Below are 24,510 nucleotides of genomic sequence, written 5' to 3' on the forward strand. Positions count from 1 at the left end.
CCGCCCCAGATAGACGGAGAGCAGAAATGGCAACGGCGAAGGAAGATGCTCCGCCCACAACTTCCAAGGTGCGGGAGGTTCGCGACGCGAAGACGCGCACGGTGCAGGACGCCCAGGGTAGTTCGCTGATTGGGCGGACTGTGACGATCAATCGGCCCCGCGCTGAACTTTACGCCTATTGGCGCGACTTCGCCCGGCTGCCGACTTTCATGGACAACGTACAGCAAGTGGACGTCCTCTCGCCCAAACTCTCGCACTGGGTGGTGAAGGCGCCGGGTGGAAGGACGGTCGAATGGGACGCGCGCATCACCGAGGAGAAGGATGGCGAACTCATCGCCTGGGCCTCGACTGAGGATGCCGACGTGCCCAACAGCGGCCGGATCGAATTCCGTGACGCGGGGGATCGCGGGACGATCGTCACCGCCACCATTGTCTACGACCCGCCGGCCGGCCTGGTCGGCAAGGTAATCGCCAAGATGCTCCAGCGCGAACCCGCGATCCAGGCCCGCCGCGACCTGCGGCGCTTCAAGCAGCTGATGGAAACCGGCGAAGTCGCCACCTCGTCGCGCACCCGCGCGCAGCTCGAAGAGGAGAAAGCCTGATGCGCGCGCTCACCTGGCACGGCAAGCACGACGTCCGCGTCGATACCGTCGACGACCCCGAAATCCTCAAACCGCGCGATGCGATCATCAAGATCACCTCGACCGCGATCTGCGGGTCGGACTTGCACCTCTACGACGGCTTCATCCCGACCATGAAGGCCGGTGACATCCTCGGCCACGAGTTCATGGGCGAAGTGGTCGAGACCGGCCCCAAGTCCACGCTCCAGAAGGGTCAGCGCGTGGTCGTGCCTTTCACCATCGCCTGCGGCAGCTGCTATCATTGCGGCAAGCACCAGTACTCCGCCTGCGACAACGGCAACCCGGCCGACAACCAGGACATCGGCATGGAGCTTTACGGCCAGCCGATGTCGGGCCTGTTCGGCTACAGCCACCTGACGGGCGGCTACGCGGGCGGCCAGGCCGAATACGTGCGCGTGCCCTTCTCCGACGTCGGCCCGATCGTCGTCCCGGATGGGCTGAGCGACGACGAGGTGCTGTTCCTCTCCGACATCCTGCCCACCGGCTGGCAGGCGGCCGAGAATGCCGACATCGAGCCGGGCGACACCGTCGCGGTCTGGGGTTGTGGCCCTGTCGGCCTTTTCGCGGTCCAGTCAGCCTTCCTGATGGGTGCGGCCCGCGTCATCGCGATCGACCACTTCCCGCGCCGACTGGAACTGGCGCGCAAGTTCGGCGCCGAGACCATCAACTTCGAAGAATCGAAGACCTACGAAGCGCTGATGGAAATGACCGGGGGCATTGGTCCCGACGCGGTGATCGACGCGGTGGGCCTCGAGGCCCACGGCTTCTTCGTCGACAACGTGGTCGATCAGATCAAGGCATCGCTGATGCTGGGTACCGACCGCATCCACTCGATCCGCCAGGCCATCGTCGCCTGCCGCAAGGGCGGCCGCGTCTCGATGCCCGCCGTCTATGGCGGCATCGTCGACAAGTTCCCGCTCGGCGCCTTCATGGAAAAAGGGCTGACGCTCAAGACCGGGCAGACCAGCGTGCAGCATTACATGCCGGGACTGCTCAACGCGATTGTTGAGGGCAAGATCGACACTACCTTCCTGATCTCGCATCGGATGAGCCTGGAAGATGCGCCCAAGGGCTACAAGATGTTCCACGACAACCAGAATGAGGTGACCAAGGTCGTCCTCAAGCCCGGCTTCGACGCCGGCACTGCCATCGCCGCGGAATAGGAGAAGCACCATGGCCGAGAAATTCGCGATCGTCACCGGCGCCTCGACGGGCATCGGCTTCGAACTCGCCTCGATCGCGGCCGAAAACGGCTATGACCTTCTGGTTGTGGCCGACGAAGGCCTGATCGAAGCGGCTGCCCAGGACTTCCGGCTTCACGGCGTCACCGTCGAAGCGGTGCAGGCCGACCTGTCGACCATCGAAGGCGTCGACGCGCTTCTCGGGGCGACTGCGGGGCGAAAGATCGACCTGCTTTGCGCCAACGCGGGGCGAGGCCTCGGCCATGGCTTCCTCGACCAGAATGTCTCCGACTGGCGGCGCGTGGTGGACACCAATATCACGGGCACGCTCTACCTGCTGCAGAACGTGCTGAAGGACATGGTCGCGCGGGATGACGGCAAGGTGCTGATCACCGGCTCGATCGCCGGTTTCATCCCCGGCAGTTTCCAGGCCGTCTACAACGGCACCAAGGCGTTCGTGGACAGCTTCGCCGACGCCCTGCGCAACGAGATCAAGGACGCGAAGGGCGTGACGGTCACCACGCTCATGCCCGGGCCGGTGGAGACCGAGTTCTTCGACCGCGCCGACATGCTCGACACCTCCGTCGGCGCCTCCAAGAGCAAGAGCGACCCCGCCGATGTCGCGCGCGATGGCTGGGATGCCCTGATGAAGGGGCAGGCGCACATCGTCTCGGGCTGGAACAACAAGATCCAGGCCGCGGTGGCCCACGTGACGCCGGCATCCATCCTCGCGGAACAACACCGGAAGATGGCCGAGCCCGGGTCGGCCGAAGTCGATCATGGCGAAGCCCGATAGATCCGCGTCAAACTCATATATTTTCCACCAAAGGACAAACACATGAGCTCCACAATAGAGCGCAGTTTCGATAGTCGCCGAGACGCCGAACTCGCGGTCGAAAGACTGGTCCAGGAACATGGCTTCGCGCGAACCGACGTCTTTGTCTCGTCGGCTGGCAGTGAAAACAGCGTAGGCGAAAAGCGCAGCGGTGGGGACACCGCGACCCACCTGGAGGAGGAACGCAGCGACGCACCGCTTTCAGATCCGATATCCGTGTCGGTGGACGTCAACGACGATGCCCGCGCCGCTATCGTGGTTCAAGTGTTCGACGAAATCGCCGGCGGCTGACCGCGTCCTATCCGTCTGGACCATATGGGGTAGGGATGGGAGTACGTTGGGTGAACGAGCCGGAAAATCTAATGCCTTCGATATCGCGGGAACCGCCGCAGCTCCCTTCACCGGAAAGAGTGCAGGAATTGCTGTTCGACGCGGCCCGGCTTGGCCGAGACGACATGATCCCGGTCCTGCTAGAAGCTGGCGCGGACATCGAGGCCGTGGACGCGAAGGGTCATACCGCCCTCGTCCTGGCGACCTATCACGGATTCGAGGCCGCCGCGGCGCTGCTGCTGAATGCCGGGGCCAATCCCAACGGCACGACCGCGAGCGGCAGTCCGCTGATGGGTGTCGCTTTCAAAGGGCACATTGCCATTGCCCGGCAACTCCTGACCGCGGGAGCAGACCCGAACATGCGTAATGCAGCCGGACAGACCGCGATCATGATGAGCGCCTTGTTTGATCGACGCGATATCATCGATCTTCTACTGAGCGCCGGAGCCGATATAGATGCGGTGGACGCGGCCGGAAACGATGCGGCCGCCGTTGCGCGCATGCAAGGCAACGACGAGCTTGCCCAGTGGCTTCAGAGCCCGCGCGAATTGGCGAGTACAGTCAATGCCCAAACCACCTAACGACGGAGCGATTTGCATGGATGACGTTTCGATCGGCCCGGACCCTGAAAATGAGCAGCCGGTGCAGAAAGGTGTGGATGCGCAGTCCGAGACCGAGCGCGACATCGAGATCGGTTTGGCCGGTGCCGAAGCCAAGCCCTTTGCCAGCTCGCCTCAAGACAAGGATACCGTGAAATCTGTTTCCAAGCATGATGAGGAGCCCTCATCCGCCGATGGCGATGAGAACCTCATCGCCGACAGACGCAACGCGGGGCGCGAATAGCTGGCAAGGAAGTCCGTCATGGCCCCACTGGGCCGTACGCTGGCCGAACGGCATGAACGAAGGTCATAGTTCCGGCATCGTGGCATTGGCAGCGCTTATAGATCGGATTTGCCCGCGATACGCTGGTCATTGCTGGTACTATGCGATCGCGCGCGGCGAGGACTATCGGCCGGTCAACCCCAACCGGGTTCGCAAATCCTCGGGCTCGGAAACGACCTTCGAACGTGACCTGACCGACCCTGCCGAGATCGAGGCTGGCGTTCTTCGCATGGTCGACGACGTCTGGCGTTGGTGTGAGACCCGCTCAAGGTTTGGCCGTACCGTGACGGTGAAGATCAAGTACGGCGACTTCAAACAGATAACGCGCCGCCGCAGTCAGGCGGAGGTCGTCGCGACGCTCGACAACTTTCAAAACCTGGCGCGCGATCTCATCCGGTCGGTCCTGCCGCCTACAAAGGGCATCCGGCTCGTGGGCGTCACGGTATCGAACTTCGGTGGGCCTCCCGCCGATCGCGAAGTCGTGCTGCCGATGTTCGCGAAGGAGCAGGCGGCTTGATGCTTGACCTGTTCGACACGCCAGTGCTGCCGGGGCTGAGCACAGAGGCCGACATTATCGACGCTGCCGAAGAACGCGTGCTGATCAGCCGCATCGATTCCAGCGACCTTACGCCATTTCGCTTTCAGGGGTGGACCGGAAAGCGGCTTACGGCGTCGTTCGGATGGAGTTATGATTTTGAAATCGGGCGACCGTTGGAGGCTCCGCCGATCCCGGACTGGCTGCGCCCCTTCCGCGATCGTGCGGCGCGCTTCGCCAATCTCGAGCCCGCTGCCCTTATCCAGGCACTGTTGATCCGCTACGATCCTGGCGCCGGTATCGGGTGGCACCGCGATCGCCCGGTCTACCAGGATGTGATTGGAATTTCGCTGGGCGAGCCCGCGGCGATGCGATTTCGACGCAGGCGGGCCGATGGCTTCGCGCGGGTATCGGTGCCGCTCGAACCGCGAGCGGCCTACCACCTGAGCGGGCCTGCTCGGCACGACTGGGAGCATAGCATCGCCGAGATGGAACGGCCGCGTTGGTCGATTACCTTCCGAAGCTTTGCCGGACAGGGGGTTCCCCGAATATAGACCTGCCCCCTCGATGCGCAGCCTTGCCACACGAAGCGGAACAATTCGGTAGCGCAGCCTAACGAGTGGCGCGATCCTATGACGATCCCAATGTCAGGATCGAGCGGGCATGCCTACGTGCGACCGCGTCACGATCCGCCCCGTACCCTCCGCCAAGCGTGCTTGCCAACGGGATCGACCGCTGCCGGGCTGCGTGTGACACTATCTGGTCACGCTCCACCAATCCGGCATCGGTCAGCGCCAACCGCCCCAAGCGGTCATCCACATGCGCATCCACACCCGCCTGCAGCAGGATGAGGTCCGGCCGGAAATCCTCCAGCGCCCCGGTCAGCGTGCGCTTCAGGATGTCCAGATAGACCGTGTCATCCGTCAGGTCGGGCAACGCAATATCCAGGGTGGAGCGCGCCTTTCGGGTGGGGAAGTTCTTTTCCGCGTGCAGGGAGAGGGTGAATATATCGCCGCGCCCCGCCGTCAACGCGGCGGTACCGTCCCCTTGGTGGACGTCCAGGTCGAGGATCAGGATGCGCTTTGCATCGCCTTCCTCGATCAGCCTGTTCGCGGCGACCGCGAGGTCGTTGAAAACGCAGTACCCGGCTCCGGTATCCGCAAGGGCGTGGTGGCTGCCGCCGGCGCTGTTGGCGGCGTAGCCATGGCGTAGCGCCAGCTTGGCAGCCAGCCACGTCCCGCCTGGCGAAAGTTGCGATCTTCGCGAAATGCTTTCGTCGATCGGGAACCCTATCCTGCGCTCTTTGGCCGCTGCCACTCTGCACGCAATGATTTCCTCGACATAGCCGGGATCATGGACCGCTTCGAGCCAGGCTCTCGGCATGATGTCCGGGACGTGCACCTTCATCGGCACACCGCTCTCGCGAAGCGCATCCATCACCCGCGCATACTTGTCGTGGCGAAAGGTGCCTTCGCCTCTCGCCGGGACGACATAGTCGGGATGGTGGACAACATGCAGCATAGTGGGAGCCCCGAAAAACAAAGGGGAAGCCGATCGGCTTCCCCTCCCCTGCATCATCCCAGGGTCTTGGCCATCAAGCGCTCCAGCCGCTGGGCAAAGGCTCGTGGATCGGCCGGAGCTTCTCCCTCCGCAATACGCGCCTCGTCGAGGAGCAGGAATGCGATATCCCGCCGCTCATCCTCGCTCGCCGTGGACTGCTCCAGTCTGGCGATGAGCGCATGGCGCGCATTCACTTCCAGCACGGGCTTTTCGCGTTCGGGCGCACGGCCGGCGGCGGCCAGCATCTTCTCAAGCTGAAGATCCATGGCGTTGTCCGGCGCCACGATGCACACCGCGCTGGTGGTCAACCGGTCGGAGATGCGGACGTCAGAAACATGATCCGCCAGCACCTCCCTGGCAAAGGCGACGAACCCGCTGACATCCTCTGCCGGGGGCGATGCATCTGCGCTCTCCTCGGCCAGAGGGATCAGGCTGAGGTCGCTAGCGCCCTGCGTCACCGACTTGAAGGGTTTGCCTTCATAATCGACGCCCATCGTCGTCCAGAAATTGTCGACCTGGTCGGGCAGCAGCAAGACTTCGATACCCCGCGCCTTAAACCCTTCGAGCTGGGGAGACGTCGCGATCCGATCGAGGTCATCGCCCGTGGCGTAGAAGATGGCGGTCTGGTTTTCCTTCAGCGCCGCGACATAATCCTTGAGCGAGCGCCACTCGCCGTCCGATGCCGTGGTCTTGAACCTGGCGAGCCCGAGCAACTGAGCGCGCCGCTCGTAGTCCTCGTAAAGCCCCTCCTTGAGGACAGCCCCGAAGTTGCTCCAGATCGCTGCATAGCGATCGGCATCGCTCAACGAGAGCTTCTCCAGTTCCGAAAGGACGCGATTGCTCACGCCTTTCTGGATGGCGGACAACACGGGGCTTTCCTGGATCATCTCGCGCGACATGTTGAGCGGGAGGTCCGCGGAATCGACAAGGCCGCGCACGAACCGCAGATAGCGCGGGAGAATCTCCGCTTCATCGGTGATGAAGACCCTTCGGACATAGAGCTTGATGCGGCCATTGCGGTCGGGATCGAACAGGTCGAAAGGCTTGCTCTCCGGGATAAAGGTCAGCACCGAATACTCGTGCCGCCCTTCGGCCCGGTAGTGCAATGTCACTGCCGGTTTGTCGAACTGCCCCGCCACGCTGCGATAGAAGTCGGCATAGTCGTCCTCGGTGATGTCCGACTTCGCCTTGGTCCACAGCGCCGCGCCGTCGGCAAGCTGCCGTGCTTCTTCCTCGCTGCCGGCTTCCTCAAGGAAAATCGCCACCGGCACATGGCCGGACTGCGCCTTGACGATCCGTTCGATGGTGTGAAGCTCGGCATAGCTTTTCGCCTCATCGAGCAGGGTGAGCCTAACTCGCGTTCCGCGCAGGGGAGCGGCAGCGGGATCGGCCGGAGCTATGGTGTACGTGCCCGAACCATCGGATGCCCAGCTGGCCGCCTCGTCCTCACCAGCGCGGCGGGAGACGACCTCGACTTTCCCGGCGACCATGAAGGCCGAATAGAAGCCCACGCCGAACTGGCCGATGAGCTGCTGTCCTTCACCGTTCTTGTCGGCAGAGAGCCTGTCCATGAACGCCTTCGTCCCTGAACGGGCGATGGTACCCAGAGTCTCGGCCATATCGGCGGCGGTCATGCCGATGCCATTGTCGGTGACGGTGAGTGTTCCGGCGTCCTTGTCGAGCGTCACGGTAATGCGCGGTTGCGGATCGTCGCCGAGCAGTTCCGGGCGGGAAATCGCTTCGTAGCGCAGCTTCTCACAGGCATCGGCCGCGTTCGAGATAAGCTCGCGCAGGAAGACGTCCCGGTCCGAATAGACCGCGTGGACCATCATGTGCAGGAGCTTGGAAACATCCGCCTCGAAAGCGCGGGTCTCAGGAGCTTTAACCGTCTCAGTCGTCATCGTGTCTTTGGCTCACATGTTTCAGATTTACGCCAGCCAGATGGAATGGATCGCTTCCACGTTCAAGAGGGCCTGCCTCGGGACACCCGGGTGGGCCCGGGAACCCAAAGCTAGATGAGCGCGCCGACGATGCCGTAGAGCGCGCCGAACCCGGCGATGGGCAGTCGCATGGTGAAAAGGGTCGACACCAGGTCACGGTAAACCGCGTCCGAGACCGGAATCCTGCCGCGTCCAGACCGCGCCATCATACCCCCTCGATTTCGCCTCTGCGCTTCTTGTCTTCTCTCCATGGATCACCATCGCTCTTCGAGAAGTTAAGACAAACCTACCACTGCGACGAACCGTTCCGCACTTGGCAGAGATTTCCCGGCGTTGGAGCAGCGTAGCCGCCGCTTCCGCGCATAATCCAGGAGAAGATATTGGCGCGCGGCGCGATCGCCAGGTTCAGTGGCGCGCTTGTCTCGGCCCACCGAGAGCCTTTGTGTTCACTACAACCCACACTCATTCTTAACGTGGCGGGTGTATCAGGGCATGCAAAGTCGCCACATAGTGATCCCGCCAATGAAATTCAGTCCGCGTAACCAGATCGCGCATGGCTCCGCCGCGGTGCTTCAGGCGCAGTACTCTGCCCTGCGGACGCAAATTCCGCTGATGTATGCGCTGATGGCCGTTAACATGCTCTTCCTGGCGGCCGCGACTTACGGCGAGGTGCCGTTCGCCCATAGCGTCGGAGTGCCGGGTGTGCTTTGCGCGCTGATAGGGGTTCGAACCGCGGTCTGGCTGTTTCGCCGCGGAAGAAATCCCGATCCCGCCAGAATTCGCCGTTACCTTTTGGGCACGGTCGCGGCCTCGGTAATCCTGAGTTCTGCTTTCGGGGGTTGGGGCTATCTGCTGATGAGCGAAGCCGAGCCGGTCCGCACCACCTCAATAGCGCTTTACGTGTTCGTGGGATCCATCAGCTGCTGCTATTGTCTGCATGCGCTGCCGATCGCGGGATGGTGCGTCCTCCTCTTCGGTGCTCTCCCCGTCACGGGGCGTCTGGTCTTTTCATCCGACACTTACCTGATGGGCATCGGCCTAACCTTCTTCGTGGCTTCCGGCGTCATCCTGCGATCGCTTGCCAAAAGCCACGCCGCCTTCAGAGAAACGCTCCACTCGCGTTCGGAAATGGGCGCCCTCATCGACGCTCTTCAGTCCAGTCAGGAACACTACCGCCACTCGGTCGAGCTCAACCCGCAGATCCCTTGGATCACCGACAGAACCGGCGCTGTTATCGAACTTAGTCCCCGATGGACGAAGCTGACCGGCATAAAGAGTGAGGATGCTCTCGGGTGGCGTTGGACGGCCGCGGTTCACCCCGACGATCTGCCACACGTCCAGGAAGTCTGGACCGCCGCATTGCAATGCGCGGATGCTGGCGGATATGCGGACGTCCGCTATCGCCTTCAACTTGCCGGCGGCGATTTCCGCTGGTTCCGCGCCCGCGCCCTCCCCCGGCTCGATGCGGACGGCGAGATCCTTTCTTGGTATGGGAACCTTGAAGACATCCACGACCAGGTTGCGGCTGAACAGGCGGTACAGGCCAGCGAGGAGCGCTACCGCCTGGCGTCTTTGGCCACCAACGACGTAATCTGGGACGTGTCGCTCGGCCATGATCACATCGAGTGGAGCGGCGCCGCAGCGACGGTGCTGGGGTATCCCGAAGCACTGCAGGGAACCTCGCGAGGCTGGTGGGTGGAGCGCCTTCACCCTGATGATCGCGCCCGAGTTCTTGAGCAATTTCAGAATATGGACGCGCCCGACCTCACGCAATGGGCACAGGAATTCAGGTTCCTGGCCGGTGATGGTGCCTACCTGCATCTGGTTGCCCGTGGCTACGTCGTCCGTGATGAGGAGGGAAAACCCGCTCGACTCATTGGCTCCCTGCAGGACTTGACCAGCCAGAAGCGCTATGAGGAGAAGCTGCGGCAGGCGGCCCACTACGATGCTCTGACAAACCTGCCGAACCGGGTCCTGTTCAGCGAGCGCCTGGAAGCGGCGCTTCAGGAGGCGCGCCTCCATGGGGGCCAGGTCCAGCTGATCGTCCTCGACGTCGATCGCTTCAAGGCCACTAATGAAACCCTCGGGCACGATGCGGGAGACGCCTTGCTGTGTGAGATTGCTGCCCGGCTTCTCAAAGCCGTGCCGGCTCATGCAACCGTGGCGCGTCTGGGCGGCGATGAGTTCGCAATCATCTGCCCCGCTTCACAGCAAAACAATCTTGCGGTTTCTGCGGTTCAACGACTTCTTGCGGCGGTAAGCGAACCCATGACATTCAACGGGCGCCAGCTCGATGTGAGCCTGAGCGCAGGTTCAGCGACAGCTTTCTGCGATGGCCAAAATCCTGAAGAGCTCCATAAAAACGCCGATCTCGCGCTATACGCAGCCAAGGGCGAAGGCTCCGGCCAGGTCTGCTGGTTCAAGCCCGAACTCAAGACCGCTGCGGAACGTCAGACGCAGATGCTGTACGACGCGCGCGAAGCGCTGCGCGATGACCGTATCGTTCCCTTCTATCAACCCAAGGTCTGTCTTCGCTCCGGGGCGTGTCTGGGCTTCGAAGCCCTTCTGCGCTGGCACCACCACCGCGGCCTGCGCTCGCCTGGTGCCATCGGAGCTGCCCTCAATGACACCGACGTTTCATCCAAATTGACCGATCGCATGATCGAGCGCGTCATCGCCGACCTGCTGTTCTGGCAAGACAGCGGCGTCGATGTCGGACGCATCGCCATCAATGGTGCTCCGGGTGATTTTCAGCGGGGCGACTTCGCCGATCGCATATTGAACCGTTTGGCGCATGCAGGGCTTGCACCATCCCTCCTCGAACTGGAGGTGACGGAGTCTGTGTTCGTGGGGCAACTGGCCGAGACGGTCAGCCAAACCCTCGCAACCCTTTCAGAGGCCGGCGTGAAGATCGCGCTGGATGATTTCGGAACGGGTTATGCCTCGCTCACCCATCTCAAGCAGTTTCCAGTCGACACGCTCAAGATCGATCGCTCGTTCATTTCGCGCCTGGACGCCCGCGACCGCGAAGATGCCGCGATCGTCAGCGCGGTCATACATCTGGCCAAGAACCTTGGCATCACCACTGTCGCTGAAGGTATCGAAACGCCGTTCCAGGCGGCGCACGTCGCGCGGGAGGGGTGCGACATTGCGCAGGGGTTCCTCTTCGGCAGGCCGATGGCCGCCGCCCATGTCAGCGATGTCGTGCTGAACTGGAGCGCCCCGTCTGTGCTTTCTGTCATTGCCTCGGGAATGCACGCACGAGGAAGGGACCGTATCCTGACCACAGGATAACTCTGCGGTCAGGAGCGGTCAGGCGCGTCCGGATGGTGGGAGCCGCGCAGTGCCATGCGAGCGATTAGAAACGATCGCTAACGGACGTCTTTGCTATGTTTCCTCCCGGCTCAATCAGCCGGGAGGAAATCAGTCACTCTGCCTGCTGCGTGTACACGGCTGCTTCCTTGCCGATCAGGATGTCAGCGAGAAACCAGTACGCTTCGCCCCAGGCGGCAAGCACCTCGTCAGATGCGGCTTCACCTACCACATCACGAATAGCCGGCAGCAGGGCCTCGGCGACGAGCGGATAGTGTTCCGCCTTCACCCCGGTTTCCACGTGCCGCTGAACCATACGCTCGACAACTGGCGTGAGGTTCTGAAGTTTGTCCACATTCTGCGCATAGCCGAGGATAGCGGCGGCGAGACGCCGCGGCTGCTCGCCCGATTCTTGCGCCGCGTGGTCGAACAACGACCGCACCTCCTCGTTGACGAAGAGACGCTCATACATACGCGTGGTGATCGCCACGCCGTGCTGCTGCAGCACCGGCGCGGTGGCTTTGACGATGGCAATGGTCTGTTCGGATAGCGGCGCAGCCATAGAAGCTCCCCTTAAAGATGCACAATCAATGCATCTATACAACGACGCTTAAAAGATGCAAAGACTTTGCATGTTTAAGCTCACGCCCTGATGCGCCTGACGACCTACACCGATTACGCTCTGCGCATGCTGCTCCACGCCGCCCTCATGGCGCGTGAAGGCGCGGGACTGATGTCGATCGCACAGGTTGCGGCTGATCATGCCATTTCTCGCAACCATGCGATGAAAGTGGTGAACGTGCTAGCGAATGCGGGCCTGCTGGAAACCGTTCGGGGCCGAAGCGGGGGCTTCCGTCTCGGCCGGCCGGCTGAGGCCATTACGCTTGGCGAAGTCGTGCGCCTCACCGAGCCCTGCATCACCCCCGCGGACTGTGACGGCTGCGTCTTGAGCAGCACTTGCGGCTTGAAAGGCATGCTTAACCGCGCGATGAATGCCTTCCTTGCAGAACTCGATAGCCAAACGCTTGCTCAGGCAGCGGCCTCGTCCCGTCTTCCGCCCCGTCTCGCGATGAGACGGGAACAAGTACGCGAGAATGCGGTGCTGTAGGAAGCGACCATACGGAACCGCGAGAGAAAGCCGTAGGCGGGTATCGCAACATCACTGAGGTTCGGAGGGGCCGAAAGCCCGCCAAACTTGTCGGCGCTTATTGCAGGCCCTGATCCTGTACCTTCGCCAACAAGCCAATCAACAGCGGACCAAGCCGGCGGATTTCTTCCCGATGTGTGGCGCTCAAGGCTGCCAGTGTCTCGTGGCCGGCTCCGGTCAAAGCTAGCACGGCCTGCCGCTTGTCCCCGTGAGAGCGCCCGCGCTGCACAAAGTCGAGCGCGACGAGCCGGTTGACCAATCCCGTAGCGCTGTGGGGCTTGAGAATGAGGCGCTCCGCCACATAGCCGATCGTCGCCGTACCGGCCGGAGCGGCGCGGATCACCAGCAGAGCCTGATGCTGCTGCGGGGTCAGCCCGCATTCCTCGGCTTTTTGCTCGCTGAATGCCTGGAACTGCCGCAGCGAGAAGCGGAACTCCGCAAGGGCCAGATAGTCGGCGTCAGTCAAACTCGAAGGCATCGTGCCAGTCGCAGCGACGAGATGGGAGAGTCAATGTTGATATATATCGTATTGCGATATATTAGACTGTATCTTCCCCGGTTGGTGAGCTGCCTTTATGACGATTCCCGCGTTCCTTCAGCGCGCCCGCCCCCTCGCCGACCATAGCGCAGACACACGCATGCTCCTGCTGGCTGCCGCTGCGCTGGTCATTGGAACCGGCGGGGCGCTGGGAGCCTGTGTGCTGCTCAAGTCCATTGCCGTCGCCACCAACCTGTTCTGGTTCGGGCGCCTATCGGCATCGCCGGCGGCCATCACCGATAACGCGCTGGGGCTCTGGCTCGTCGCCGTACCGATTGTTGGAAGTCTGATTGTTGGTCTCATGGCGCGGTTTGGCTCAGACAAGATCCGGGGCCACGGCATTCCAGAAGCAATTGAAGCCATCCTCTACGGGGAGAGCCGGCTGTCGTTCAAGGTTGCGCTGCTCAAGCCGCTTTCCTCCGCCATCTCCATCGGCAGCGGCGGGCCGTTCGGGGCCGAAGGCCCGATCATCATGACTGGCGGCGCGATCGGCTCGCTTTTCGCGCAGGCGTTCCACTTGAGCGCAGCAGAGCGCAAGAGCCTTCTGGTGGCCGGCGCGGCAGCGGGCATGACGGCGATTTTCGGCACGCCTATTGCCGCCATCCTCCTCGCCATCGAGGTCCTGCTTTTCGAATGGAAACCGCGCAGCTTTGTGCCGGTCGTCGTAGGCGTGCTGACTGCCTGGCTCTGGCGCCCTCTGCTCATCGACACCGGGCCGCTGTTTCCGGCGCACCATGCCCTGGCGCTGGATGCCAGGGTTCTTGGCATTGCCCTTATTGTCGGTATCCTGACCGGTACCCAGGCAGCCCTGCTCTCCCGCATCCTGTATAAAGTCGAGGATCAGTTTGCTCGGCTGCCGCTTCATTGGATGTGGTGGCCGGCAGTTGGCGGCCTGGCCGTCGGCCTTGGCGGCCTTATCGACGTGCATGTGCTCGGCGCCGGCTACGACAGCATCCAGGGCCTCCTCAGCGGTTCACTGGCGCTGCGAGCGGCGATTGCACTGCTGGCGGTCAAGGCGGCGGTGTGGTTGATTGCGCTGGGTTCGGGCACGTCGGGCGGCGTCCTGGCGCCGTTGCTGCTACTGGGCGGCGCGCTCGGATATCTCCTGGGCGAGGTTCTGCCGGGCGGTAGCGCTCTGTGGGCATTGGCGGGCATGGCAGGCATTCTCAGCGGAGCCATGCGTGCGCCGCTGATGGCTGCCCTCTTCGCTGTTGAACTGACTGGGGATTTCGCGATGCTCCCCCTCACGCTTGCGGCATCCGTCGGGGCCTATGCCGTCAGCGTTCTCGTCATGCCCCGTTCCATCCTTACCGAAAAGATCGCAAGGCGCGGCCGGCACATCCTGCAGGAGTATACCGTCGATCCGTTCGAGTTTCTGCAAGCCTCGCAGGTGATGTCCGCGGAACCGGAGACATTGCCAGAGACGATGACCATCGCAGAGGCCATCGCATTCTTCGGCAGCGAGGCGCGCCACCGCAGCTATCCTGTCGTGGACGGCAACGGTTTGCTGCAGGGCCTAGTCTCTCGGTCCGATGTGCTGGGCTGGCGACTCGGTGCGTTCGAGGACAACATCTCGCTTGCCGAAGTCCTGGGTGACGTATCGCAGCCCCATGCCAATCCGCGCGATCCGGTCGCCCGCGTTGCTGACCTGATGGTCGAGACGGGGGTCGGCCGCATTCCCGTCGTCGATCCGGTGTCTGGCAAAGTCGTCGGCATTCTCACCCGGCACGACCTGTTGAAGATCAGACATGTCCATCGCGGATCTGAGGTGACCCGCAGCCGCGGTGCCCCTACTCATCAGCAAGATCGGTAGCCTTGTGGGCCGATGATCAGCTGTAATATTTTCAGCCTGCGTAGTTCACATCGACAAACAGCCGCGTGAACTCGAGCGGAGTCGGGGCGGCGCCATGACGGGCGCCATCCTCGCGAGCGGTGAGCCACACCATATTGATGTGGCTTGCTTGATCAGTGGAAAACCGCATGCGGCTCGCCACGATGTCGTGCCAGCGCCCGGGAAGATTCCAGACTTCCTGGAGATGGACCTCCAATGCGTCCAGGATCGCTTCCTTGTCGGGATCAAGCGCCCCGATGGCGCGCAGCACGTAGCTGTCCAGCAGCTCGAGAAACGGCTTGTCTTCGTACCGGTTCATTCGAACTCCGCGATCGAAAGGCGCACGAGGCTCGCCATTTCTAGCCTCATCGTGTGCGGCCGATGACCGGCGTCACTGCTTCAGCGCCGCCCGCGCGACCCCCTTTATGAGCCTTGCCTTTGCGCGCGCTGACAGACCATCGGTCAGAAGCTCGCGGCTGAGCCTGCGCAGCAGATGCCGCAACTCCGAAGCCGACGGGCTTCTCAAGTCGCCCATCCGCGCGGTAAGCGCAGGATAATACCATTTCACACGCGGCGCTTTCTTCACGCGGCCTCTTTCAGGTCCGTCACCCAGCCAGATCCAAAGGATCATGAACGCCGCAGCGGCGGTGCCGAAGGCCAGAACCATGACCCTGATCCCGCCGCCCCCGTCCCACAATGCGCAGCCCATCAGAAGGGCAGTCATCAGGACAGGAGCGGCGAAGGGGTGATGTGTCTTTTGACCGGCGGCAACGCTGAGCAAGCATGCCATAGCAACGATCAACAGACTCGCCGCTATTTCTGCTGCTGAGGTTATACATACGAGGATCAAGTCCATGACCACCTCCTCTCCCAGTCAATCGGGATTGCGAGGCAATGATACCGCATCCCCTACTGCGGCATCAAGGCTGAGATGGAGCCGTTCCGGTCGCTTGGTGTGCCGGGGCTGCGGCAGCCCTAACAGAACGCGCGTTGGCATAGATCCAGACTAGCCGGCATGCAGCTGCAGCTTGGCTACTGGATTGTTGGAGGTGCAGGATTGTGTTCTGCGACAAGGCCATTGAACAACAGGAACGCGACCATGTGCGCACGATTTCGCGTCCGGGTTTTGAGGCGGACGTTTTCGACATGCCGCTCCACCGTGCACGGCGCAATCGAGAGCCGGATCGCGACTTCCTTTGCCGACAGTCCATCGGTGACGAGGCTAACTATCTCGCGCTCACGGCTCGTGAGCGAAGGACTTGTGTTTCCCACAACCATTTTAAATTGCCCCCAATCAAATCACTGATCCTGAAGATTATCTTATAGTTTTCTGGCTACTTCAGTTGGACCCCTGCGACTCGGTATACACGTAAGTCCCGTTAACATCCTGCTTATTTTTGTGGGGGATTTTCAGGAGGGGCGCCACTCCAATACGGCTTGGCGCAAACCGGCCGGTACTCGCCTATTGTACCGATCCTTGGCTTGTTGCCTACCGGACTACCATCTTCGGGGCCCGCGGCCGAGCCGCGTAAACTTCGGGCCAGCCCATTACCTCAATTTTAGTAGGAAAACTGCGCCGCCATCAGTGGTCCGCCGAGCGGAAATTCAGGTCTGGATCGTCCAGGCCGCTTTCCGAAGCAGGCAGCACTCGGCCACTGAGCTTCGTGTCGATCATCAGGATGAAGAACTCGAGAAGATCACCGTCGTCCTGCGGCCAATTTCCGAATGACGCCGCCTTGAGAGGCTCACGGACGTCTTCTTCGGTTGCGCCAAGCAGTGTTTCAATTGCCTTCATAGGCACTTGATATGCCAACAGGAAGGCCGCGCCAACTCCCGGAAAAATCAGGCGTGCCCTTTTCCGCAATCCCTGAACGGGACGCAATCGGTTCTGCTGAAAACACTGGCCGCCCTCGTCACGGCCGATCCGTTTGGCGATTGGGCCAATCATATGGAAACCGAACTCTCCCGTCTGCCGGCTCATCGCGGACGTCGGCTCGGGAGCCGCCTCGTTGCGCCAAAGTCTGCGGTAGGCTAGCCGCAATCACCACATAGACACTTCACACAACCTTCACTTGCCCTGTTTCGTCGCGCAGTGATCGTCATCCGTGGGCGGAATGAAGCTCACTTGGGCGATGCGCCACGATCGATCGCTATCTCCAGGCCAGTAGGACCGTGGGTGGCGTGACTCTTCGGGGGGATGGTGGTCATGCACTTCAACATGGATAAGACGTCCCGTCTCGCGAAGGCGAACCGTCGAGCCGGGAAACTCGGTACGGATGCGGTCGCACAGTGCCTGGGCATCTTCGGAGAGATCTGGGCCAGAGAGCGCGCGCGGTGCCCCATCGACGAGCTCCGCTGTCGCCGAGCGCAGAGCCTTGATCCCATCGTTGATGATGTCGAGCGAGATGACCGCGGCGGCCAACGAGTCGGCCCACCACCAACCTACGCCAAGGCCTACCACGCCGAACAGTCCCGCAGCGCCGGTCAGCCAGTTCGCCTTGTTCATCAACGCGTCTGTGTGCAGCAGTTTGTCGTTGAGCGCCTTTGCCAGCGGCAGTTCCTTGCGGCCGATGATCATAGGGGGGACCAGCGAATAGAGCTGGGCCGCGATCATCAGCCAGCCCAGCCAGATTTCGTGTCCGAACACGAAGATTGAAGCGACGCTGGGATGCTCTGCGGCAACGAGAGCGCTTACCGCGTCGTAGAGCAGGATCGCGCCGACGGCGGCCAGGGCCACCGCCGCCACGAAGAAGCCAAGCCCGTTGACGCGGTGGAAACCAAAGGGGAAGCGTTTGGAGGGTCTTGCTTTACCTTCGACGCGTGCCGCGAGGAGGAACATTACTGGCGGTACGAGCCCGAGCGTGTCCTCGATCCAGGCCGTTTTCATCGTCTGGCTCTGGCCCAGCACCAGCCCCATCGCGATGATGATCGTACTACTCCAGAACAGATTCCAATATTCCAGGTGAACGGCCTTGCGCATCGCGTCTTCGAGTTCAGCGGGCAAGTGTGGGTTTCTCAATCGTTTGCCCCCGGCTCAGCAACGGCGCGGCTCGCACGTTCAACCTTCATGATCCACCGGTTCTCGCCGTTGCGCATTGCTGCCTTGAGTTCGAGCGCATCGGCCGATCTGCCATGAGTTGTCAAAGCAGGGCCGAAGGCGACATCGGTCTGCCACGGGCTGTCCGAACGGAACCTGCCGATGGCGAGGTCGACATTGCCATCGGCGAGGTGCTTAAGCAGCGCCTCGCCAGTACTGTCGACGATGGTCGCGGTGGCGTCGGTCCTTGCTTCCAGATTTTGGATGAGAGCCTTCGTCCGTGGGTCACTCACTGCATCTGGGTCAGCAAAGCCTACCTTAAACGAGCGGTCGCGCGAGACACGATCTGTCGTTCCTGCCGGATCGCGCGGCAGCATATTGCAAGCGGAGATTAACACGCAACCTGCAAGCAACAACTTTTTCATGAGCGTAAAACGCGAGCCGGATGAGCATGTTCCTTCGGTCGCGTTAGCGTCTCCCGCAAAATCTTCGGGAGCCCTCTCGACGGGTCCAAACGGCCAAGGGGCGCTCGCGGTCCTGTCGCGTCATTCCGTTGGAAGACATTTTCGCGGCAGTGAGACGGGCGCTGTCATTCCATAAATTCTCCGCGCCGAACCGGCGCGATCCCGGTTGTAGGGTAGACCGCCACCATTGCTCGCCTTATTGATCTGCGGCTCGAACAGAACACGTTCGGCGGGCGCGCCGCTCGAAAACATGCAGGAAACCGTTTTGGACGACATCAGCCGCGATCGCCGCTTCGAGTTGCTCGTGAATGCGGTCAAGGATTACGCAATTTATCTTCTCGACCGCGAGGGAAATGTCGCAAGCTGGAATGCGGGCGCCGAGCGCTTCAAGGGCTACACCGCACAGGAGATCATCGGGCAGCATTTCTCCCGCTTTTACACGCAGGAAGACAGGGCGAACGGACTGCCGAAGCGTGCGCTCGAGACCGCGGCGACGACAGGCACCTTCGAAGCGGAAGGGTGGCGCGTGCGGAAGGACGGAACCCGCTTCTGGACCAGCGTCGTCATTGACCCGGTGATCGACGAGGCGGGAAAGCTGATCGGTTTCGCCAAAGTGACCCGTGACATCACGGATAAACGCGAGGCTCAGCGCGAACTGCTGGAAAGCGAGCAGCGCTTCCGCCTGCTCGTGCAGGGCGTGAAGGACTACGCCATCTATATGCTGGACCCGCAAGGCCACGTCACCAACTGGAATCAAGGTGCAGAGGCGATCAAGGGCTACTGCGCCCACGAGATCGTCGGCCAGCATTTCTCGCGCTTCTATACCGAAGAAGACCGGCAGGCCGGTGAGCCCGAGCGTGCGCTTCGCGTCGCCCGTGAAACCGGCAAATATGAAATTGAGTCCTGGCGTCAGCGCAAGGACGGTTCGCGTTTCCGTGCAGGTGTGTTGATCGATCCGATCACCGACGAGACGGGTGAGCTGATCGGCTTCGCGAAAGTAACACGCGACCTCACCGAACGGTGGCAGGCACAGCAGGAAACCGAGCGCGCTCGAGAGGCTATGGCACAGGCCCAGAAGATGGAAGCCGTCGGGCGCCTCACGGGGGGCGTTGCGCACGACTTCAATAATCTGCTGACGATCATTCGTGCATCGGCCGACCTCCTGAAGATGCCGACTCTCACGCCCGAGAAACGGGAGCGCTACCTCAATGCGATCTCGGACACGGCAGACCGAGCGGCAGCATTGACGTCACAGCTTCTGGCCTTTGCGAGGCGCCAATCGCTCAAGCCAGAAATTTTCGATGTGGGCGAACGGATCGCCGCAATGCTTCCCATGTTCGAGACGAGCGTCGGCACTCCCATCGAGGTCAAGATCGATGCCGGGGAAACCGCCGTGGTCAACGCCGATCTCAACCAGTTCGAGGCAGCCGTACTGAACCTCGTCATCAACGCACGCGACGCGATGCCGGCAGGAGGCGCGCTCAGTGTCAGCAGCAAGATCGTCCAGAGCCTTCCTCCCGTGCGCGGACACAGCGCTGCCCCCGGCCAGTTCGTTGCCGTCCGCGTGGAAGATAACGGGAGCGGCATCGCGGCAGAGACGCTTAAAAGCATATTCGAGCCCTTCTTCACGACCAAGGGGCTGAACAAGGGGACCGGCCTTGGGCTCAGCCAAGTCCACGGGTTTGCTAAGCAGTCTGGCGGCGAGATCGATGTTGAAAGCCGGGTCGGTGTCGGAACCGCCTTCACGCTTTATTTGCCGATCGCCAAAGTTGAGCAGATCGTGGCCGGCGCACCGACCCTTCGGGTACGCCGGGAGGGCCTGCTCACCAAGCGTGTTCTGGTTGTTGAAGACAATGAAGCCGTCGCTCGGGTCGCACGCGATATGCTTGAAGAGCTCGGACAGATTGTCACGCTTGCCGAAAACGGCGAAGCGGCACTCTCACTGCTCGAGGGGGGGCCGGCCAAGTTCGACCTCGTCTTCAGCGACGTCATCATGCCAGGCATCAGCGGTCTCGAGCTTGCCCAACGGATTGCAAAGCGTTGCCCGGGTCTCGAGATAGTGTTGACCAGCGGATATAGCCATGTTCTCGCCGAAGAAGGACACCACGGCTTCAATCTGCTGAAGAAACCTTACTCGGTTGATGGCTTGCTCAGTGTGCTTCGTGCCACCAGAGATCCGACGTAGAATGGGGCTTTGCGGTCATCCAAGCAGATACGGTGAACGTCAACCTCAGGCGGAAGCGGTAACCTCGCGCAACCTCGGGAACGCTTGCTCATGTCTGGCATGTACCCTGATCACTAATTTTTCATGTTTGGTTCGAAATCCCGTCGAGGCCCCGGTCTACCTCGCGACATCGCTTGGCGCAGGAACGCGATGAGGACCGCAGGCAGCGGTTGACCCACACTCCGCAGTTTCCTCTCCCCTCCTCTTACATCTCGCGGGTCCCTCAACAGAGCGCACTCAAGTATAATTTAGGCCATTATCTGTCTATAAGAGACACCTCTTCACGTGGAGCAAAATACTCTGGTCGACTGCCGCCAACAGAAACGGAGCATTATGGTCTTTAAGTACGACGGAGTTGTATTGATGCGGTGGACCCCGTCGTGCGAACTATGCGGAATGGCGCCGTGCTCGAACGAGATCCACATAGCGAATTCCCTACTGCTGTCGTGTCAAACACGAGCTTGGAAGCGTCTCGTTAACGTATCTGACCGTCACATCCGCGGCACCGACGCATTGGCCAAGGCCGCGGATCCGAAATGTTCCGGCTTCGGTCGCCCAGCCCACGCAGAACTGGATCAGTCGACACCAGAGCGCTGGTCCCACAGCACCCAGCATCACATGAGGCTGACAGCATCGGTAGGAAGCAAGCACATGAGCCCGCCAGGAGCTGTCCGATCCGCAACTCAATCTCTATTCAAGCCACGGGCGGCGTCCTACTTACCCTTCTTCCCACCTCGCTCGTTGCCTAAAATTGGTTTGGAGTAAAATCGTTACGTTGCTGACACCCTCACTCATCGCAGGGGAATGGAGCGAAAATTTGCCCCTCTTGTTTGGTAACCTGCAAGAGCCTCAGTTTATAAGTACGCCCGTTATATGATGCTTCGACTGTACCGTCGGTTTCTTCGATCGGCTCGTCGTTGAACATGTAGTAGGTGAAGTAGATCGTATCATCGAGTAACTGTGTCCTGCTGGAGTCGGTGAGGAGGGTGCCTTCCTGACGAGGCTTTAGATCGACCGCGCTGATCTGGATGCCGCTTGGAGTACGGTAGCGCAGCAAGACGCCCATGGAGCGGCTGCACTTGCTTTGCAGCCGCAACGTGAACGTAGAGGCCGAAGCGGTGTCAGTTGCGCCGGCGTCATCCTGCAATTCGCCCATCTCCATTCCATCGGGAATAGTGCGGGTCATGCGGTCGACCGGGACGTAAGCAGTGCCGGGCTGGTCGGGCAACACGACCTCGGCCCACCCGCTAAAGAACGGACCCTTGCCGGTGACTCCTACCACATCGACCTGCTGGCCGGCAGTGAGGTGCCAAGCGGAATCCGATTTTGTCGGCGCGGTCTGTTCGGGGCTTTCCACCGGGACGAGATCTTCGGTCAGATACCAGGTTCCCGCCTGGTCAATGTCGAGGACGGGTCGTTCATCGGGCGAGAGTTCCGACAGTGCCGCGAAGGCTCCGATAAAGGGCCCCTGCGTGATGCGCAGCCACTGTTGTTGGGTGCTGCCACCCGGCGATGGGACAAGCACGCCAACGAGTTCGGCGCCGCGTGTGACAACCGTGACCTGGCCGGCGTCGTCCTGGGGCTGGAGACGGAGCGGGAGGGGCTTGGCGGCGTACATCGTAACAATGTCCTCGACCGGCAACTCCTCGGAAGCGGTGGCTGCCGGCTCGACTGTTTCGGTGGCGACAGCCGCCGTGTCCTCGTCTTTCATGGAGGCGGCGGCCCACACCAGTCCGCCCACGCCAGCCAGGACGAGCACGGGAACGAGCCAAGGCTTCGAATGCTTGGCCGCCGGCGCGTCGTCCCAGGCCAGGCATGGCTCGGGTTGCGGTTCGGCCGCTGTAGCGTAGCGGTTTGCCACCGGGCTGGGCGCCGACGCGGGTGTGGGCTGAGGCGGTTCCGGCGCGCCCCAGGGCGAAGGGTGGGGGGCAGGGGGCGCCGTCTCGTCCGCAGGCGGTACCGCATCGAGGACCGGATTGAACAGCGCGCCAAGAACCGAATGGTCGGCGGCACGCATACGCTCGCGCTCGCCATTGTCGCCATAGGCGATCACGAGGGTATCGGGCGTGAGCAGCCCGCGTGCGATGACCTTGCGGGCGCCCTCTTCGCTCCGGATGAACTCCGGAAAGCCATCGACCTCGTAGCTGATCGGCCGCATCACGTTGGTTTGAACTCCAGAAGCGAAATTACCGGCATGAGCGGACCGGCCACCGTCGATAATCCATCGGGACTAGGCAAAAATATCGAGATCCGGAGAATATGCCGGGTTGGGGCCAAAGCGATTGTGGCCCTTTGTGCCCGGAAGGACCGTGAAGACGAACAGGGCCAATCCGCCCACATAGGGGATGATGCCCAGTAGCAGCCACCACCCGGAGGCGCCGACGTCGTGCAAGCGCCGCACACTCACTGCCAACGAAGGGATCGCGCTGGCCAGCGCAAAAAGGACCAAGGCGACGGCCCATGCCGTACCGCCGTTCGCCGATAGCATTACCGTCACCATTATGACGCCAAGGTTGAGCAGGCAGTACATCCAGTACTCCTTGCGTTGCGAGCGACCCTGGAAGTCGGCGTATCGGCGGTACGGCAGCGTCATCCAGTACCAGGCGCCCCCACCGGACCGGGCAGCCGCGACATAACGGGAATTGGCCGGAGATGGCTGCCATGCCGGTGACGCCTCGATGTGCCGAGGTACGGGATCGGCATTAGCCAATTGCCACGTCGTTTCGCGGACTGATGCGGAAAGGGGCACGGAAGCCGTCGGCGGTGGCTTTTGGGCCACCGTCTGGGCAGGGGCCGTGGCCACCGCTTCCACCTCTGTCTCCACCGGCGCAGGCGTATCGAGGCCAAGCAAAGTTCGCAGCAGGGGATGCTGCTCCGCCGCCATTCCGGTACGCTCGCCATTCTCCTCGTAGACGACAATCGGGGTGCCCGCTGCGATGCGGCCAAGCTCTACGGCGCGCTGGCAGGCGGCCTCGCTACGCAAAAATGCAGGGAAACCTTCGAGTTCATAGCTGATCTGTAGCATCGGTCCTTGCACCATTCATCAATTGCGAACCGCGGTCATCGGAAGAAACCTCCGAGGACGCCGTGGGTCGGTTGCGCCAAATTGCCTTCGGCATCGCGGATCGCGCTGGCTAGGCGTTCGATGCGCAGCGTTGCGGAGCCGTCGGCCTGCAGCGTGAAGATCGACTTCACGTCAGCGCCCGCTTCGAGGCTTTCTTTGTAGGTCAGGTCGAAATCGCGGACGAAACGGGCGCTGGGCACGATCGCTACAACTGTCGAATCCGCGAAAGCAACTGCGGACAACCGGCGATTTGGATCGCTGTCGGCATCGGTGAGGCGGGCGCCATCACCAGCGATCTCGATGCCGTGGAGATTTCCGAAGCGGCGTAGCACGGCGTCGTAGTCTGCGGTGCGCATGCCCGGTCCCCCAATCAGCCTTGTCAGTTCGTCGCGTAGGGCATCGATGCCGCTGGTCAGTTGCGCACGGCTGAAGCTGGTCTTTTCCGGTGCCTCGGCAGCGATGTCGCCGGTATCCAGGCGTTTCCGCGGTTCGGTTTGCCGCGTCCCGGCCGGTGGGACGTCGAAATCCTTATATCCGCGACCGGCTTGCCTGCGTGCGGCCTCGGGCGGTGCCGGCAAGGGGTCCTTTGCACGTTGCGGCTCGGCGGAAGCGGCCTGGGCACGCTGGACCGCCGCATCAAGTTTGACAACTTTGTGGCGGAGGTCGGCGACGGCGTCCTTCAAATTTCCGATCAGCCAGAACGCATAACCGCCCGCGAGAACGCATACCGCGAACAGCGCCAACACTATCCATAGTGCAATGCCCGGAAAAGCGCCGGCATGGTCGAGGCTTGGCGACGATTGCTCCGGAGAGGGTCGGAATTTTTCTTCGTCGATCGAAGCTCCCTCACCGGCGTCGCCTTCGCGTGCCGACAAGGCCTCGGTCTGTGCCGATTTTTGAGGGCCGTTGCCCGCGTTTTCCGGCTTTGCGGCTGCATCGACCGACAGGCCCACTAGGCCGGCAACGAGAAGGCCGGAAAGGCATAATGC

26 protein-coding genes are annotated in these 24,510 nt (G+C 61.8%); 12 read left to right on the forward strand and 14 right to left on the reverse strand.

The window, feature by feature from the left end:
- Positions 1-26: 26 nt before the first annotated feature.
- From GVL61_RS09805 to GVL61_RS09840, 8 genes are read left to right on the forward strand one after another with little or no spacing between them, the layout of a single operon-like run.
- Entirely contained in the window at positions 27-602 is a 576-nt protein-coding gene (locus GVL61_RS09805; protein WP_159979423.1) for an SRPBCC family protein, read from the forward strand.
- A complete protein-coding gene (locus GVL61_RS09810; protein WP_159979425.1) occupies positions 602-1,804 on the forward strand; it encodes a zinc-dependent alcohol dehydrogenase in 1,203 nt (400 codons plus the stop codon). Before GVL61_RS09805 ends, GVL61_RS09810 begins: the two co-directional genes overlap by 1 nt.
- A gap of 10 nt (positions 1,805-1,814) precedes the next feature.
- A complete protein-coding gene (locus tag GVL61_RS09815) occupies positions 1,815-2,618 on the forward strand; it encodes an SDR family oxidoreductase (protein ID WP_159979427.1) in 804 nt (267 codons plus the stop codon).
- Between the two features lie 42 nt (positions 2,619-2,660).
- Positions 2,661-2,948, forward strand: coding sequence for a hypothetical protein (locus tag GVL61_RS09820; protein WP_043979094.1), 288 nt, complete (start codon positions 2,661-2,663; stop codon positions 2,946-2,948).
- A 50-nt stretch (positions 2,949-2,998) separates the two neighbouring features.
- Complete coding sequence (locus GVL61_RS09825; RefSeq protein WP_368667117.1) at positions 2,999-3,568, forward strand: ankyrin repeat domain-containing protein; 570 nt, start codon at positions 2,999-3,001, stop codon at positions 3,566-3,568.
- A gap of 16 nt (positions 3,569-3,584) precedes the next feature.
- Positions 3,585-3,830: a hypothetical protein gene (locus GVL61_RS09830; RefSeq protein ID WP_054435786.1), complete on the forward strand. Its 246-nt coding sequence runs from the start codon at positions 3,585-3,587 to the stop codon at positions 3,828-3,830.
- A 52-nt stretch (positions 3,831-3,882) separates the two neighbouring features.
- Positions 3,883-4,386, forward strand: coding sequence for a hypothetical protein (locus tag GVL61_RS09835; protein ID WP_235037603.1), 504 nt, complete (start codon positions 3,883-3,885; stop codon positions 4,384-4,386).
- Positions 4,386-4,958 carry an alpha-ketoglutarate-dependent dioxygenase AlkB gene (locus GVL61_RS09840; RefSeq protein ID WP_132469939.1) on the forward strand — a complete coding sequence of 191 codons (573 nt, stop codon included), beginning with the start codon at positions 4,386-4,388 and terminating at the stop codon, positions 4,956-4,958. The genes GVL61_RS09835 and GVL61_RS09840 overlap by 1 nt, the downstream gene beginning before the upstream one ends.
- A gap of 76 nt (positions 4,959-5,034) precedes the next feature.
- On the opposite strand, the gene GVL61_RS09845 is transcribed toward GVL61_RS09840, so the two are convergent.
- From GVL61_RS09845 to GVL61_RS25260, 3 genes are all read right to left on the reverse strand, one after another.
- Positions 5,035-5,925, reverse strand: a complete 891-nt coding sequence (locus GVL61_RS09845; protein ID WP_159979431.1) for a histone deacetylase — start codon at positions 5,923-5,925, stop codon at positions 5,035-5,037.
- A gap of 53 nt (positions 5,926-5,978) precedes the next feature.
- The gene (gene htpG / locus GVL61_RS09850; RefSeq protein ID WP_159979433.1) at positions 5,979-7,865 is read right to left on the reverse strand and encodes a molecular chaperone HtpG; all 1,887 of its coding nucleotides are present in this window, start codon (positions 7,863-7,865) and stop codon (positions 5,979-5,981) included.
- A gap of 110 nt (positions 7,866-7,975) precedes the next feature.
- Positions 7,976-8,110 carry a hypothetical protein gene (locus tag GVL61_RS25260; protein WP_255456487.1) on the reverse strand — a complete coding sequence of 45 codons (135 nt, stop codon included), beginning with the start codon at positions 8,108-8,110 and terminating at the stop codon, positions 7,976-7,978.
- Between the two features lie 316 nt (positions 8,111-8,426).
- On the opposite strand from GVL61_RS25260, the gene GVL61_RS09855 reads away from it, so the two are divergent.
- Entirely contained in the window at positions 8,427-11,198 is a 2,772-nt protein-coding gene (locus tag GVL61_RS09855) for a GGDEF domain-containing phosphodiesterase (RefSeq protein ID WP_159979435.1), read from the forward strand.
- A gap of 133 nt (positions 11,199-11,331) precedes the next feature.
- On the opposite strand, the gene GVL61_RS09860 is transcribed toward GVL61_RS09855, so the two are convergent.
- The gene (locus tag GVL61_RS09860; RefSeq protein ID WP_054435463.1) at positions 11,332-11,778 is read right to left on the reverse strand and encodes a globin domain-containing protein; all 447 of its coding nucleotides are present in this window, start codon (positions 11,776-11,778) and stop codon (positions 11,332-11,334) included.
- Between the two features lie 90 nt (positions 11,779-11,868).
- Between GVL61_RS09860 and GVL61_RS09865 the strand changes: the two genes are divergently transcribed.
- Positions 11,869-12,324, forward strand: coding sequence for an Rrf2 family transcriptional regulator (locus GVL61_RS09865; protein ID WP_132469929.1), 456 nt, complete (start codon positions 11,869-11,871; stop codon positions 12,322-12,324).
- A gap of 97 nt (positions 12,325-12,421) precedes the next feature.
- On the opposite strand, the gene GVL61_RS09870 is transcribed toward GVL61_RS09865, so the two are convergent.
- Positions 12,422-12,841, reverse strand: coding sequence for a MarR family winged helix-turn-helix transcriptional regulator (locus tag GVL61_RS09870; RefSeq protein ID WP_054435461.1), 420 nt, complete (start codon positions 12,839-12,841; stop codon positions 12,422-12,424).
- 97 nt (positions 12,842-12,938) lie between these two features.
- On the opposite strand from GVL61_RS09870, the gene GVL61_RS09875 reads away from it, so the two are divergent.
- Positions 12,939-14,714 carry a chloride channel protein gene (locus GVL61_RS09875; RefSeq protein ID WP_235037604.1) on the forward strand — a complete coding sequence of 592 codons (1,776 nt, stop codon included), beginning with the start codon at positions 12,939-12,941 and terminating at the stop codon, positions 14,712-14,714.
- Between the two features lie 31 nt (positions 14,715-14,745).
- On the opposite strand, the gene GVL61_RS09880 is transcribed toward GVL61_RS09875, so the two are convergent.
- The 6 genes from GVL61_RS09880 to GVL61_RS09905 all read right to left on the reverse strand — a co-directional run bounded on the left by GVL61_RS09880 (position 14,746) and on the right by GVL61_RS09905 (position 18,194).
- Complete coding sequence (locus tag GVL61_RS09880) at positions 14,746-15,051, reverse strand: hypothetical protein (protein WP_159979437.1); 306 nt, start codon at positions 15,049-15,051, stop codon at positions 14,746-14,748.
- A gap of 72 nt (positions 15,052-15,123) precedes the next feature.
- Complete coding sequence (locus GVL61_RS09885; RefSeq protein ID WP_159979439.1) at positions 15,124-15,588, reverse strand: hypothetical protein; 465 nt, start codon at positions 15,586-15,588, stop codon at positions 15,124-15,126.
- Between the two features lie 176 nt (positions 15,589-15,764).
- Entirely contained in the window at positions 15,765-16,010 is a 246-nt protein-coding gene (locus GVL61_RS09890; protein WP_132469927.1) for a response regulator transcription factor, read from the reverse strand.
- Positions 16,011-16,314: 304 nt separating this feature from the next.
- Positions 16,315-16,713 carry a hypothetical protein gene (locus GVL61_RS09895; protein ID WP_159979441.1) on the reverse strand — a complete coding sequence of 133 codons (399 nt, stop codon included), beginning with the start codon at positions 16,711-16,713 and terminating at the stop codon, positions 16,315-16,317.
- Between the two features lie 87 nt (positions 16,714-16,800).
- Positions 16,801-17,736, reverse strand: coding sequence for a cation transporter (locus tag GVL61_RS09900; protein ID WP_235037605.1), 936 nt, complete (start codon positions 17,734-17,736; stop codon positions 16,801-16,803).
- A gap of 11 nt (positions 17,737-17,747) precedes the next feature.
- Positions 17,748-18,194, reverse strand: coding sequence for a hypothetical protein (locus GVL61_RS09905; RefSeq protein WP_159979445.1), 447 nt, complete (start codon positions 18,192-18,194; stop codon positions 17,748-17,750).
- A gap of 304 nt (positions 18,195-18,498) precedes the next feature.
- Between GVL61_RS09905 and GVL61_RS09910 the strand changes: the two genes are divergently transcribed.
- A complete protein-coding gene (locus tag GVL61_RS09910; protein ID WP_235037606.1) occupies positions 18,499-20,418 on the forward strand; it encodes a PAS domain-containing sensor histidine kinase in 1,920 nt (639 codons plus the stop codon).
- Positions 20,419-21,244: 826 nt separating this feature from the next.
- Here the strand turns inward: GVL61_RS09910 and GVL61_RS09915 are convergent.
- The 3 genes from GVL61_RS09915 to GVL61_RS09925 all read right to left on the reverse strand — a co-directional run bounded on the left by GVL61_RS09915 (position 21,245) and on the right by GVL61_RS09925 (position 24,474).
- Positions 21,245-22,618, reverse strand: coding sequence for a hypothetical protein (locus GVL61_RS09915; RefSeq protein ID WP_159987256.1), 1,374 nt, complete (start codon positions 22,616-22,618; stop codon positions 21,245-21,247).
- Between the two features lie 69 nt (positions 22,619-22,687).
- A complete protein-coding gene (locus GVL61_RS25405) occupies positions 22,688-23,482 on the reverse strand; it encodes a DUF805 domain-containing protein (protein ID WP_368667118.1) in 795 nt (264 codons plus the stop codon).
- 35 nt (positions 23,483-23,517) lie between these two features.
- Complete coding sequence (locus GVL61_RS09925) at positions 23,518-24,474, reverse strand: hypothetical protein (protein WP_159987257.1); 957 nt, start codon at positions 24,472-24,474, stop codon at positions 23,518-23,520.
- Positions 24,475-24,510: the final 36 nt, after the last annotated feature.

This window comes from Novosphingobium sp. 18050 (genome assembly GCF_902706195.1).
Taxonomy (GTDB): domain Bacteria; phylum Pseudomonadota; class Alphaproteobacteria; order Sphingomonadales; family Sphingomonadaceae; genus Novosphingobium.

Coding starts and splice junctions, on each gene's coding strand:
- GVL61_RS09805 (WP_159979423.1), top strand. CDS start 27: ATGGCAACGGCGAAGGAAGATGCTCCGCCCACAACTTCCAAGGTGCGG.
- GVL61_RS09810 (WP_159979425.1), top strand. CDS start 602: ATGCGCGCGCTCACCTGGCACGGCAAGCACGACGTCCGCGTCGATACC.
- GVL61_RS09815 (WP_159979427.1), top strand. CDS start 1,815: ATGGCCGAGAAATTCGCGATCGTCACCGGCGCCTCGACGGGCATCGGC.
- GVL61_RS09820 (WP_043979094.1), top strand. CDS start 2,661: ATGAGCTCCACAATAGAGCGCAGTTTCGATAGTCGCCGAGACGCCGAA.
- GVL61_RS09830 (WP_054435786.1), top strand. CDS start 3,585: ATGGATGACGTTTCGATCGGCCCGGACCCTGAAAATGAGCAGCCGGTG.
- GVL61_RS09835 (WP_235037603.1), top strand. CDS start 3,883: ATGAACGAAGGTCATAGTTCCGGCATCGTGGCATTGGCAGCGCTTATA.
- GVL61_RS09840 (WP_132469939.1), top strand. CDS start 4,386: ATGCTTGACCTGTTCGACACGCCAGTGCTGCCGGGGCTGAGCACAGAG.
- GVL61_RS09845 (WP_159979431.1), bottom strand. CDS start 5,925: ATGCTGCATGTTGTCCACCATCCCGACTATGTCGTCCCGGCGAGAGGC.
- htpG (WP_159979433.1), bottom strand. CDS start 7,865: ATGACGACTGAGACGGTTAAAGCTCCTGAGACCCGCGCTTTCGAGGCG.
- GVL61_RS25260 (WP_255456487.1), bottom strand. CDS start 8,110: ATGGCGCGGTCTGGACGCGGCAGGATTCCGGTCTCGGACGCGGTTTAC.
- GVL61_RS09855 (WP_159979435.1), top strand. CDS start 8,427: ATGAAATTCAGTCCGCGTAACCAGATCGCGCATGGCTCCGCCGCGGTG.
- GVL61_RS09860 (WP_054435463.1), bottom strand. CDS start 11,778: ATGGCTGCGCCGCTATCCGAACAGACCATTGCCATCGTCAAAGCCACC.
- GVL61_RS09865 (WP_132469929.1), top strand. CDS start 11,869: ATGCGCCTGACGACCTACACCGATTACGCTCTGCGCATGCTGCTCCAC.
- GVL61_RS09870 (WP_054435461.1), bottom strand. CDS start 12,841: ATGCCTTCGAGTTTGACTGACGCCGACTATCTGGCCCTTGCGGAGTTC.
- GVL61_RS09875 (WP_235037604.1), top strand. CDS start 12,939: ATGACGATTCCCGCGTTCCTTCAGCGCGCCCGCCCCCTCGCCGACCAT.
- GVL61_RS09880 (WP_159979437.1), bottom strand. CDS start 15,051: ATGAACCGGTACGAAGACAAGCCGTTTCTCGAGCTGCTGGACAGCTAC.
- GVL61_RS09885 (WP_159979439.1), bottom strand. CDS start 15,588: ATGGACTTGATCCTCGTATGTATAACCTCAGCAGCAGAAATAGCGGCG.
- GVL61_RS09890 (WP_132469927.1), bottom strand. CDS start 16,010: ATGGTTGTGGGAAACACAAGTCCTTCGCTCACGAGCCGTGAGCGCGAG.
- GVL61_RS09895 (WP_159979441.1), bottom strand. CDS start 16,713: ATGAGCCGGCAGACGGGAGAGTTCGGTTTCCATATGATTGGCCCAATC.
- GVL61_RS09905 (WP_159979445.1), bottom strand. CDS start 18,194: ATGAAAAAGTTGTTGCTTGCAGGTTGCGTGTTAATCTCCGCTTGCAAT.
- GVL61_RS25405 (WP_368667118.1), bottom strand. CDS start 23,482: ATGCTACAGATCAGCTATGAACTCGAAGGTTTCCCTGCATTTTTGCGT.